Origin of the sequence: Nostoc sp. FACHB-280 (assembly GCF_014697615.1) — a bacterium.
In the GTDB taxonomy this organism is placed as follows: domain Bacteria; phylum Cyanobacteriota; class Cyanobacteriia; order Cyanobacteriales; family Nostocaceae; genus Nostoc_B.
Window position 1 is genome coordinate 1 of the sequence record NZ_JACJSD010000053.1, and the last position, 11,601, is coordinate 11,601.

Genomic DNA, 11,601 nt, shown 5'->3' on the forward strand with positions numbered 1-11,601 from the left:
TTAATCAGAAGATTAAGCTCATTAAACGCAGGGCTTATGGCTTAACTAACTTTAATAATTTTAGAAGAAGGGTTTTACTAAATTGGTATTTCTGTTGTTAATTTAACATATCTAGTCTGGGAGAGCCAAAACCCCCAACTCTTATTCCTCCGTGAACTCTGCGTCTCTGTGGTTCGATTTTCCTTAGCTTATGCGTAAGTCCTGATTGAGTAATAACTAATGATCGCTCTTTCAAGAAATGGCGTAATGGTAACTCGTAACCACAAGGATATTTCTTAAATTCTTGGTTTACTATTGGAGGACTGAACAAAGTAAAACAAAAGAGTTTCCACAAAATGGCTAGATCCAATGTTATGTTCGCACGTTTTTTTGTAACGCTACACTAAGAAAGTAAAGAAATGTAAATATATAGATATTGCGATCGCACTCCGTCTATAACAATCAAACTTAAATTGTTGGGTATCGGCTGTAGCTAAAGTCAACTGGTGGTAAACTGCGGTAGTTGCAATCAAGCGATCGCCTGGGCTTGATGTGGTAATCGGACGGCTTAAAATAGCAATATAGCCGTGCAGTGGAGCTTTATGTACAGCTAACTTGGTACAACACGCAATTAATCACCCAGAATAGCTGAGTTCATCAAAAAACTGACATAGCTTTATACATCTTTTGAGGTAGTATAGAGTGCTGCATACTTATCTTTAGTATATTTTGGTCAAGCAAGATTTCATTTTAATAGGTTCGGTAATGGCAGAAGCAGCACTAAATATTACCTTGGGATCTGAGGAAACTCTTATTCAAGAGTTGGATTTCATTGATCAGAATAACCCACAAGCCTGGAAAAACAAGCTGATTCTTGGTGATTGTTTAGAAGTACTCCAAAAACTTCCTTCTGCAAGCGTTGATTTAATTATTACTTCACCTCCCTATGCTGATAGTCGGAAAAAAACCTATGGAGGAATTTCACCCGATGAATATACAAATTGGTTTCTAGCAAGAGCTTTAGAACTAAAAAGAGTTCTCAAACCAGAAGGTTCATTCATTCTTAATATTAAAGAGAAAGTTGTTGATGGTCAAAGACATTCATACGTGTTGAATTTAATTTTAGGAATGCAGCAGCAAGGATGGTTATGGACTGAAGAATATATATGGCATAAAAAAAATAGTTATCCTGGCAAATGGTCTAATCGTTTTCGAGATTCTTGGGAACGTTGTTTACACTTTAACAAGCAAAAGAAATTTAAAATGTATCAGGAATCTGTCATGGTTCCTATGGGAGATTGGGCAAAATCACGTCTCAAGAATTTGAGCGAGACAGATAAAAGACGTGATAATTCTAAAGTTGACAGTGGATTTGGTAAAAATATTTCTAATTGGGTAGAGCGGAAAATGGCCTATCCAACAAATGTTTTACATTTAGCAACTGAATGTGGCAATAAAAATCATAGTGCAGCTTTTCCTAAAACTCTCCCCTCATGGTTTATCAAGCTATTCACTGATGTAGATGATGTAGTACTCGACCCCTTTGCAGGTTCAGGAACATCTTGCGTAGCTGCTAAAGAACTAGGCAGAAATTATGTAGGAATTGAAATTAAAAGAGAATATTGTGAATTAGCAGAACTGAATATTAAAACGGCAGTTTCTCATACTCAAATTTTAAATAACAGTAATCAAAAGCATGAGGAATTAAATGTGGCTGGCTCAAACTCTGAAATTTATCATGATTATTTGATTCGATACGTTCTTACACCTTTCTATGACAAAAGATTTGAGAAATTGAGCAAATTAAGGCTCAAAGATGTTCTGAAACGAAAAAACCCTTATTTATTCAAGGCGAAAAATATTGAACGCGTTCAAGATTTCGTTGATAGTATAATTACTGCCTTCCTTTCTTCACAAGAAGAAACCATCTTTGGCAATTTATTAGAAGGCTTTGCAATACATATATCTGAAACTTTGTACGGTGGTTTTAAATCAAAGCTCAACAGTATTGATTTAGAGTTTAGCAGGGATGAAAATTATTATATTGTAGGGATTAAATCTGGTACTAATTGGGGTAATTCTGACCAAATTAGTAAGATGAAAGATAATTTTAAAAAAGCCAGACAGTTTTTAATCAAACAAGGTGTTACAGGCAATATCATTGCGGTTAATGGTTGTATGTATGGCAAAGATAGTAATCCTTTAAAGAAAGATGTAGATACTGATAAAACATATTTTAAATATGCGGGGCAAGAGTTTTGGGAATTTATCTCAGAAAATCCCAACCTTTATCAAGAAATGATTGTGCCTATTGGAGAAGAGGCAAAGAAAAAGGATGAAATTTTTAAGTCTACTCTGGATGCAAAAGTTAATGAGATGACTTTTGAATTTATGCAGTATTTTACTAGTAACGGTCGTATTGATTGGATGAAGCTGGTTGATTATGTCTCTAAAAAAGGAGATGTTAAATTAGAACCCATATCTCAACAGTTGACATTGGAACTAGAAGGAAGAGATTCAGATTTAGAAGAACCTCTAGATTTAGCCGATGCGCTGGATTTTGAATAGTAGAACGGTTATAAGCTGAATAGTAAAGAACGATCGCACTAACTATCATCTCAAGAAACACAGATTGAGTTAAACTAGTCTTTGTAGAAGAATAAGTTATTTTTCAATATTCCTCTATGCAAATATATGGTTATCAATTTATCTTCCGCATATTTATCTCAATCAGGAAATTTAAATTTACATATTTTACTAGAACGTAGTGATGCAGGAAATTTCATAGCTTCCGTCTTGGAATTTCCCAACACTCGGATTGAAGCACCGACTCAAGAACAAGCTGTACAAGAATTAAAACAACTTTTGTCAACTCGTCTGGAAAAGACAGAAATTATTCCAGTAGAAATTTCGTTAAATCAAAGCGAAGTAGAAAATCCCTGGATGAAATTTGCAGGTGTATTTAAAGATGATACAGATTTTATTGAAATTGCTGATAATCTCAGAGCAGAACGTAACGCAGTAGATGAAGATTAAATAGCTGAGGGTGCAATTTAACTAAAGAAATGTAGGATGAGTCTTTATATACTCGATACAGACCATGTTTCGCTTTTACTTCAAGGAAACCAAGCTGTCATATCTAAAGTTGCTCAAGTTTATCCTAATTTGGCTATCACAATTATCACAGTCCAAGAAATTTTTAACGGTTGGGTAGTCAAAATTAATGACCGGACTGAATCTAAAAATTTAGTAAACCTTTATACAAAACTCTGGACTACTCAAGAGTATTTCAAAGGAGTGAGAATACTTAACTTTGACAATTCTGCCTACAGTTACTATGAAAAGTTACTTAAAGAAAACCAACAATTAAATAAGAAAAGACTACAAAAAGATTTACGAATAGCTGCGATCGCTCTTTCGACAAATGCAGTGATGGTTAGTCGAAACCACAAGGATTTTTCTCAAATTCCCGACTTGGTATTGGAGGATTGGACTCAGTAAAACAGAAAAATTTTGCCTAATTAACTATATCTAATGCCCTATTCGCCTTTTTGTCCTTAACGCTACACTAAAAAAGTAAAGAAATGTAAACGTGTAGATATTGCGATCGTGGAAATCATCACATTAGGCAAAAATGGCCCGACTGTTCCACCCCTATGTATAGGAACTTGGGCTTGGGGTGATAAACTGTTTTGGAATTATGGCAGTGACTACGGCCCTGAACAATTACAAGCAGCCTTTATAGCAGCTTTAGAAGCGGGGGTTACTTTTTTTGACACCGCCGAAGTTTACGGAATGGGACTGTCAGAAAAATTTTTAGGGCAATTTATTAAACAGACAACCCAACCTGTGCAAGTTGCCACAAAATTCGGCCCTCTGCCTTGGCGATTTACCGGACAATCTGTCAGTGATGCGCTAACAGAAAGCCTCAAACGTCTGCAACTAGAAAAAATTGAACTGTATCAAGTGCATTGGCCGTTTGCTTTCTTTTTGAGTCAAGAAACACTGATGAATACCTTAGCCGATGAAGTGAAGCGAGGCAGAATTGCCGCAGTCGGTGTCAGTAATTACTCAGCCGCCCAAATGCGAGAAGCCCATCAAATATTAGCAGCTAGGGGTGTTCCTTTAGCTGTCAACCAAGTACGTTATTCTCTGCTTACGCGCCAAGTAGAAAGTAGTGGTATTATTGCAACTGCTCGTGAGCTTGGTGTGACAATTTTAGCGTACAGTCCTCTAGCCCAAGGATTACTCACAGGTAAATACACGCCGGAAAATCTCGACAAATTAAGCGGTGCTAGAAAGATAGACCCAAAATTTGGTAAAGAAGGCTTGCAAAAAATTGCCCCAGTGATATCTTTATTACGTGAGATTGGCGAAAAACGCGATCGCACCCCAGGGCAAGTTGCACTCAACTGGTTAATTGCCCAAGGTAATGTGATTCCTATAGCTGGGGTAAAAACAGCCGAACAAGTCAAACAAAATGCTGGTGCTTTAGGTTGGCAATTAAATAGCGATGAAATCGCAGAAATAGAAAAAATTACTCGTCCTTGGCTGAATTAACTACCTGCTTGAAAAATTTGTTTTGCAGTTAAATTTAACTCTGGGAATGTTGGCGACTGGATGCAATCATCACCTCTAAATTGTCTCACTTGGTACTCATCATCAACCAACGAGTAAATAGAAATAGTCGGTTGTTTCGGGTCGCCAACAAACTTTTTAGCAGCTAATCCTAAATAATCTACAATCCAATATTCACGAATGCCAATTCCCTCATATTCACCATATTTTTTGTAGTAATCATCGCGCCAATTACTACTTACGACCTCAATAACTAGGGTAATAGATTCTGCATAGCTCACAGTTGATTCTTGTTGCCATAAAGGCTCGTTCATCAAATTAGTTTGGTTTAATATTAATACATCTGGTGAATAAGCAGATTCGCTATCAATTGGCTTAACTAATGCTGTTTTAGGTATCAAATAAGGCAGGCATGATTGATAACACTGAACAGCTAACTGTATAGATAAAAAGCCTGTAACCTCTTCATGACCTCCTAATGGTTGTGCCATTTTAACAACTACTCCATCATGCAATTCATAACTTTCTCCATCAGGTTTCCAACTGACGAATTCTGCAAATGTTGTGATTTTACGTAGAGCTTGAGTCATAAGTACTTTATCAACACAAGGCAAGTTTATCTGCTGTTTAACTCTCTAAATTCTAGTCCCTAGTCCCTAGCCTCTAGCCTCTTATTCAAATACAGGCGGCCACAATTCTGATATCGTTAACTCCCAACCAGGAAGTAAATCTGGCAGTGTCAATTTATCGTTATTTTGTAAAATTACTGGTGCTTGATTCAGCCGATAAACTTTTAATATCAACTCATCTGGATCAATCAAAATCCCAACAGTACAACCAAGTTCTAAAAATAATTTAATCTTCTCTTCTAATGTTTTCACACGGTCTGACTTGGATTTAATTTCTACCATCAAGTCAGGTACTAATTCTACAAAATCGCGCTTGCTAGTTTTGAGTCTGTCAGCACGCACAAAAGACACATCTGGAGCGCGGAGATTACGTTTTTCATAATTAGTTTCCAAGCTAGGCAGAATAAAACCAGCACTAGAACCAGTAACTCTTCCTAGCTTACGTGGACGTACCCAATTGCCGAGTAAGCGAATTAACTCAGCCCCGATTTCTTCTGAAATATAATCTGATGGCCCCATAACTAGGATGCTTCCATCTACCAGTTCCATCTGCCATTCTGGATGTTCAGCTTGTAGCTGCTCTAAATCTGCAATTGTGAACATAAAACTACAGAAAATACATCTTTATCTATGTTCCTACAAGCTGATAGAAACGGTGAGCGACTGTTGTAAGTTATGAGTCCTGAGTACACATCAAAACAACTCAGCGAGAAGTTGCGTGCGGAGAGAACTTGCGTGCGCGGGTTCCCCGCGTTGAGCAAAGTTCGGAGGGTTCCCCCCGTTGAGCAAACTTCGGTGACTCAGCACTCAACACTCACTACTTAAGAGGCAGATTCTCTCGCACCAGAAGAACCTAGCTTTTGATTGGCAGAAACGGGGGCTTCACGACGACCTGAGCGTAGTTTGGGCTTGGGTGTGGAGCGTCCTTCGTCATTGTTGTTAGCATCTGACTTGTTCCAAGAACGGTTTCTGTCACCAGAAAATTCACGACGCTTCACAATTTTGGGTTTAGCAACGGGAACTTCTTCGGGAACTTCCACCTCAGAGCTTAACCAAGCGGGACGGGTTTCATCGTAAGCAAGTTGCAGTGCCGCAGCAGCGATCGCATGAGCATCATACTGTTCAATCAATTCGCTGACAATGGGTAAGAAGGAAGCCAGTCTTTCACCGCTTAGGGCTTCTCTGACTTGTTCTTGCAATTTGTTGATGTGCCGTGCTTCAATTTGCGCCCTGGTGGGAATGGACAGTAATTGCCAGCTTTGACGGTTATGACGCTCAAATATTTGCTGTTTGCGACGCTCAAAAGGCTGAACCAAGGTAATGGCTGTACCTTCTTTCCCAGCGCGACCAGTCCGACCAATTCTATGCACGTAGGTTTCTACGCTATCGGGTAAGTCGTAGTTAATTACGTGGGATAGTTGGTCAACATCTAAACCGCGTGCAGCAATGTCAGTGGCGACTACCCAGCGCACTTGGCGATTACGGAAGCGGGTTAATAAACGTTCTCTGGCTTGTTGGGACAAATCACCGTGATATTCATCCACGCTGTGACCAGCAGCTTGCAGTTGGTTGGTGAGTTCTGCCGCAGTTCTACGGGTACGCACAAAGATTAAAGCTGTTTCTGGATCTTCCATTTCCAGAATTGGCTGTAATGCTTTGGCTTTTGTCCAGTGGCGGGGAATTAAGTAAGCTACTTGGTTAATTTTGTTGGGTGCAGCTTTTGGTTGCTCAACAGTAACTGTAACAGGCGATCGCAAAAACTTGTTCACCAACATCCGAATTGACGGGGGCATTGTGGCAGAAAACAATGCTGTTTGACGTTCTTGGGGTGCTTGGGACAAAATTCTCTCAACATCATCGATAAAGCCCATGCTCAACATTTCATCGGCTTCATCTAACACAAACCACTTGACTTGATCTAATTTCAAGCTACCGCGCTCTAGCAAGTCAATCACTCGGCCGGGAGTGCCGACAACAATGTGAACGCCGCGTTTGAGCTGCATAATTTGACGGTCAATTGATTGACCACCGTAAATTGCTAAAGCCCGTAAGCCACTGTTACCAATAAATTGGCTAACAGCATCATGGACTTGAATTGCCAATTCGCGGGTTGGGGTTAAAACTACAGCTTGCACGGCTCTTTGGCTAACATCCAGCCGTTCTAAAATTGGCAGGGAAAAGGCGGCTGTTTTGCCTGTACCAGTTTGAGACTGTCCTACTACATCCCGACCTGACAACAGTTGGGGAATAGCTTGGATTTGAATGTTAGTTGGTGCGGTAAAACCAATTTTTTCTAATTGTTCAGCGCGTTCTTGGGAAATTCCTAGTTCAATAAACGAAAGATTCATCAACTCTCCTAGATTTTGCTGTTTGACTTTTTGTTTAGATTGGGAAATCGAAATCTATGTGGGACTGAGGGCAACTTGACCGTAGAGGTCATAAGTATCAGCACTGCGAATTGCAACAGGCACAATGGTTCCTAATTTTGCTGCGCCTGTGACATACACCAAACCATCAACTTCGGGCGAACTTCTGCTAGAACGACCAATTAATTCCCCACTTTCAGGATTTTCTTGCTCTATCAGGACATCAACGATTTTGCCGACTTCCTGTTGATTTTTGTGCCAAGAAATGGGCTGCTGAATTTCCATGATTTTCTGCCGCCGCTCGTCCATAATTTCCTGGGGTAACTGATTGGGCAGACTGTAGGCGGGGGTTCCTGCTTCTGGTGAAAAGGTAAAAACACCAACATGGTCAAATTCATGCTGCTGCACGAAATTGAGTAGATGCTCAAAATGTTCTTCTGTTTCGCCGGGAAAACCAACAATCAAGGTTGTCCGTAATACAGCTTCTGGTAGTGCAGTTTTAATGCGCTCAATAATTTCATTGTTGACTCGCCCTTGCCAAGGACGGTTCATGGAGCGCAGAATCTCTGGATGAGAATGTTGCAATGGCAAATCCAAATAAGGTAAGACGTTGGGCGTTTCTTGGATTGCCGCAATCACATCTGGGGTCAATCCTGTGGGATAGGCATAGTGCATCCTAATCCAAGGTATGTCCACTTTTCCCAAGGCTCGGAGTAATTCGGCGAGTTTGGGCTTACCGTAAATATCCAATCCGTAGTTAGTAGTAATTTGAGAAATCAAAATGATTTCTTTTACGCCTTGGCTGGCTAACTGCTCGGCTTCGGCCACAATTGATTCAATGGTACGCGATCGCTGATTACCTCGCAGATACGGAATAATACAAAACGCACACCGATAATCGCATCCTTCAGCCACTCTCAGGTAGGCAACACCCTCTGTTGTCGTGCGGTAACGCGGTGTCGTTTCATCGGCGATGTAAGTTGGTTCGGCGCTAATTTGTTTAACGCGCTCTCCTTGTTCAGCTCGCTCGATCACATTGACGATCTTGTGATAATCACCTGTACCAACCACGGCTACGGCTTCGGGCAACTCTTCCAATAATTGCTCTTGGAAATGCTGCGCCATGCAGCCTGTGATCACGATTTTTTTATTAGCCTCTGCCAATTCTACTAAAGTTCTGACAGATTCTTCTCTTGCTGCTTCAATAAAACTACAAGTATTAACGATAACGTAATCTGCTAATTCTTCATTTGTATCTACGCCATAACCTGCTTCTACTAGCAGCCCTAGCATATGTTCTGTATCTATTCGATTTTTTTCGCAGCCCAAATGAGATATTGCTATTGTTGGCTTTTCACCCATACTTTAATATCTAAGGTTTTTTCTTTTTAGTCACACAAAGAGCGAAGTCATTGCGCTTTGTGATGCACGCCTTGATGTTGACAACACTTAGGTGGATTTTTCCACTACCAGTAACTGTCCTTGCTATGACCTATACAAATTGAGGCCATGTTATGATACGTCTACTATTAGTTTGTTTCCCAGGGTAAATTGAAGTGCCTTTAACTATTTTGGACACTTGTAATATTTTTTAACAAATCGCCTGTTAGTATTTTACACTACCGTAGCGTATGCGTTGCTAATTTACCCGTCGGGAAGCCGCCCAAAAGGCTGGTTGTGAGAAGTCGCTACCCTCAGGGAAATCGCGCTGGCGACTACGCCTAATCAAGCAGTAATGCTACCCAAAAGCTTAGGCAAGATGCCCAAGTCACGGGAAGCTGCCTTGCGTCTTGTGAGTGGCAAACTCCTCTTGTAGCCAGGTTTTATCTTAACATATCTTATGGAACGTTTTATGCCAAATTCCATCCACAGATGGAGGTAGTAAAACCAGTGCCAGCAAACATATCAATGCTAATCAAGGAACTAGGGACGTGAGACGAGAAAATAGGAGCTAGGTGAATTTTAATCCTAAAATCCAATCCCTAATCCCTGATCTCTGAATAATATTTTGAAGACGTGGACTTATATCAGACCTTTAAAACTCGTACACCAATTATTGGCGTAGTTCACCTACTGCCATTACCCACCTCACCCCGTTGGGGCGGGAGCCTAAAAGCCGTAATTGACCGTGCTGAACAAGAAGCAACTGCTCTTGCCAGTGGCGGCGTAGATGGCATTATTGTAGAGAACTTTTTCGATGCGCCATTTACGAAAAACCAAGTTGACCCGGCAGTTGTGAGTGCGATGACTGTGGTAGTGCAGAGGATACAAAATTTAGTAACTTTGCCTCTAGGTTTAAATGTATTGCGGAATGATGCCAAAAGTGCGATCGCGATCGCCAGTTGTGTGCGGGCGCAATTTATCCGCGTGAATGTGCTAACTGGAGTTATGGCCACTGACCAAGGGTTAATTGAAGGTGAAGCCCATCAATTATTACGCTATCGCCGAGAATTAGGCTCTGATGTCAAAATTTTGGCAGATGTTTTAGTTAAGCACGCCCGGCCTTTAAGTTCACCTAACTTAACAGTTGCGGTTCAAGACACAATTGAACGCGGTTTAGCAGACGCAGTAATTTTATCTGGCTGGGCCACAGGCAGTCCTCCCACTCAGGAAGATTTAGAACTAGCGAGCGGTGCAGCCAAAGGCACACCAGTATTTATTGGTAGTGGAGCCGACTGGGAAAATGTTGCTACACTGTTGCAGGCAGCAGATGGGGTAATAGTTTCCAGTTCCTTAAAACGTCATGGTCGCATTGAGCAACCAATTGATCCGATTCGCGTCAGTCAATTTGTTGAAGCAGCCCATCGCACTTGGAACTCCAAAAGCCCCAGCAAATCAACCCAACAAATAAAGTTACATTCTTAGTAAGTAGGGAGTGGGGAGTAGGGAGTATGAAGGATTTGTATACTTCAGACTTCACACTACCCTCCGGGAAGCCACCCAAAGGGTGTCTACAGACTTCACACTTCAGACTTTACACTTTATACTTCGTACTTCGCAGTTATGATTCGCCGCCGTTCTACTCCTTGGATTCATAAATGGTCGCGCCCAATAATTGCCGCGATCGCCGGATGTGGTACTTTAGTCACTGGCTATCTCACCATTGAAAAGTTAACAGGAGGCAGTGCCGCCTGCATAGCACAAGCTGGCACGAGAGGTTGTAATGACGTACTTTCCAGCCCTTGGGGTACGGTTTTCGGTCAGCCACTAGCATTATTTGGATGTTTGGCATATATCAGTATGGTGATATTTGCTTTAGCGCCCTTAGTTGTGAACTCTGAGAACAGCAACCAGCGTAAACAAATCGAAAATTTGACTTGGCTGCTGTTGTTGGTGGGAGCAATTGCCATGTCTGTGTTCAGTGGCTATTTAATGTATGTGCTGGCTTTTCAAATCAAAGCCTTGTGTCCTTACTGTCTAGCCTCGGCATTCTTCTCCCTCAGTTTGTTAACTCTCACAATTCTGGGACGTACCTGGGAAGATATCGGACAAATTTTATTTACGGCTTTGATTGTGGCAATGGTGACACTGATTGGGACTTTGGGTGTGTATGCAGGTGTGAATACATCACAAACACCTGGTTCCACAGGACAACAAAGAATTTCCTTTATCCCGACACCAGCACAAACTCCTAACCCGGAATACGGTTGGGAAATCACTACCACCTCTGGAGAAGCAGAAATCGCCTTAGCCAAACATCTTGTCCAGGTAGGTGCGAAAGAATATGTTGCCTACTGGTGTCCCCACTGCCACGAACAAAAGCTAATTTTCGGTAAAGAAGCTTACCAAATCATTAACGATAATATTAAGGTAGAGTGCGCTGGTGACAGTCCTAAAGGTAAACCAGAATTGTGTCGAGCTGCCAATATCCAAGCGTTCCCCACTTGGATTATCAATGGTCAAACTTATAGTGGAGTCCAAAACCTCACAGAACTAGCCAAGATTACTGGTTATAAAGGCCCAAGCAATTTTAAGTATTTTAAGTAATCAATTTCATTGCAATTGTTGTTCTAAAATTAATTCTCACCTTTGCTCGTCAACTGGCTGAA

General features: G+C 41.0%; 11 protein-coding genes. 7 read left to right on the top strand and 4 right to left on the bottom strand.

Translation table 11 applies throughout. From position 1 onward, the window contains the following. Positions 1 to 11: 11 nt before the first annotated feature. The 5 genes from H6G75_RS27565 to H6G75_RS27585 all read left to right on the top strand — a co-directional run bounded on the left by H6G75_RS27565 (position 12) and on the right by H6G75_RS27585 (position 4,539). A complete protein-coding gene (locus H6G75_RS27565) occupies positions 12 to 101 on the top strand; it encodes a hypothetical protein (protein WP_397331879.1) in 90 nt (29 codons plus the stop codon). Between the two features lie 643 nt (positions 102 to 744). Next, positions 745 to 2,547, top strand: coding sequence for a PmeII family type II restriction endonuclease (locus H6G75_RS27570; RefSeq protein WP_199338049.1), 1,803 nt, complete (start codon positions 745 to 747; stop codon positions 2,545 to 2,547). 126 nt (positions 2,548 to 2,673) lie between these two features. After that, positions 2,674 to 3,015: a hypothetical protein gene (locus H6G75_RS27575; protein WP_190983089.1), complete on the top strand. Its 342-nt coding sequence runs from the start codon at positions 2,674 to 2,676 to the stop codon at positions 3,013 to 3,015. Between the two features lie 36 nt (positions 3,016 to 3,051). Next, a complete protein-coding gene (locus H6G75_RS27580; RefSeq protein WP_190983090.1) occupies positions 3,052 to 3,480 on the top strand; it encodes a type II toxin-antitoxin system VapC family toxin in 429 nt (142 codons plus the stop codon). 108 nt (positions 3,481 to 3,588) lie between these two features. Beyond that, entirely contained in the window at positions 3,589 to 4,539 is a 951-nt protein-coding gene (locus H6G75_RS27585; RefSeq protein ID WP_190983091.1) for an aldo/keto reductase, read from the top strand. Here the strand turns inward: H6G75_RS27585 and H6G75_RS27590 are convergent. From H6G75_RS27590 to rimO, 4 genes are all read right to left on the bottom strand, one after another. Beyond that, positions 4,536 to 5,147 carry a Uma2 family endonuclease gene (locus H6G75_RS27590; RefSeq protein WP_190983092.1) on the bottom strand — a complete coding sequence of 204 codons (612 nt, stop codon included), beginning with the start codon at positions 5,145 to 5,147 and terminating at the stop codon, positions 4,536 to 4,538. The two genes, H6G75_RS27585 and H6G75_RS27590, sit on opposite strands and share 4 nt — an antisense overlap. An 81-nt stretch (positions 5,148 to 5,228) precedes the next feature. Then, positions 5,229 to 5,789 carry a Uma2 family endonuclease gene (locus H6G75_RS27595; RefSeq protein WP_190983093.1) on the bottom strand — a complete coding sequence of 187 codons (561 nt, stop codon included), beginning with the start codon at positions 5,787 to 5,789 and terminating at the stop codon, positions 5,229 to 5,231. A gap of 218 nt (positions 5,790 to 6,007) precedes the next feature. Then, positions 6,008 to 7,534 (bottom strand): DEAD/DEAH box helicase, encoded by a 1,527-nt coding sequence (locus H6G75_RS27600; RefSeq protein ID WP_190983094.1) that lies wholly within the window; start codon positions 7,532 to 7,534, stop codon positions 6,008 to 6,010. A 54-nt stretch (positions 7,535 to 7,588) separates the two neighbouring features. Further along, positions 7,589 to 8,914 carry a 30S ribosomal protein S12 methylthiotransferase RimO gene (gene rimO / locus H6G75_RS27605; RefSeq protein WP_190983095.1) on the bottom strand — a complete coding sequence of 442 codons (1,326 nt, stop codon included), beginning with the start codon at positions 8,912 to 8,914 and terminating at the stop codon, positions 7,589 to 7,591. 654 nt (positions 8,915 to 9,568) lie between these two features. Between rimO and btpA the strand changes: the two genes are divergently transcribed. Both btpA and H6G75_RS27615 read left to right on the top strand, forming a co-directional pair. Next, a complete protein-coding gene (gene btpA, locus H6G75_RS27610; protein WP_190983096.1) occupies positions 9,569 to 10,417 on the top strand; it encodes a photosystem I biogenesis protein BtpA in 849 nt (282 codons plus the stop codon). A gap of 138 nt (positions 10,418 to 10,555) precedes the next feature. Beyond that, positions 10,556 to 11,539, top strand: coding sequence for a vitamin K epoxide reductase family protein (locus H6G75_RS27615; protein ID WP_190983097.1), 984 nt, complete (start codon positions 10,556 to 10,558; stop codon positions 11,537 to 11,539). The last annotated feature ends 62 nt before the right edge of the window (positions 11,540 to 11,601 follow it).

Bases quoted from the DNA above. Each gene is read 5' to 3' on its own strand.
- H6G75_RS27570 (WP_199338049.1), top strand. From the start codon at position 745: ATGGCAGAAGCAGCACTAAATATTACCTTGGGATCTGAGGAAACTCTT.
- H6G75_RS27575 (WP_190983089.1), top strand. From the start codon at position 2,674: ATGGTTATCAATTTATCTTCCGCATATTTATCTCAATCAGGAAATTTA.
- H6G75_RS27580 (WP_190983090.1), top strand. From the start codon at position 3,052: ATGAGTCTTTATATACTCGATACAGACCATGTTTCGCTTTTACTTCAA.
- H6G75_RS27590 (WP_190983092.1), bottom strand. From the start codon at position 5,147: ATGACTCAAGCTCTACGTAAAATCACAACATTTGCAGAATTCGTCAGT.
- H6G75_RS27595 (WP_190983093.1), bottom strand. From the start codon at position 5,789: ATGTTCACAATTGCAGATTTAGAGCAGCTACAAGCTGAACATCCAGAA.
- H6G75_RS27600 (WP_190983094.1), bottom strand. From the start codon at position 7,534: ATGAATCTTTCGTTTATTGAACTAGGAATTTCCCAAGAACGCGCTGAA.
- rimO (WP_190983095.1), bottom strand. From the start codon at position 8,914: ATGGGTGAAAAGCCAACAATAGCAATATCTCATTTGGGCTGCGAAAAA.
- H6G75_RS27615 (WP_190983097.1), top strand. From the start codon at position 10,556: ATGATTCGCCGCCGTTCTACTCCTTGGATTCATAAATGGTCGCGCCCA.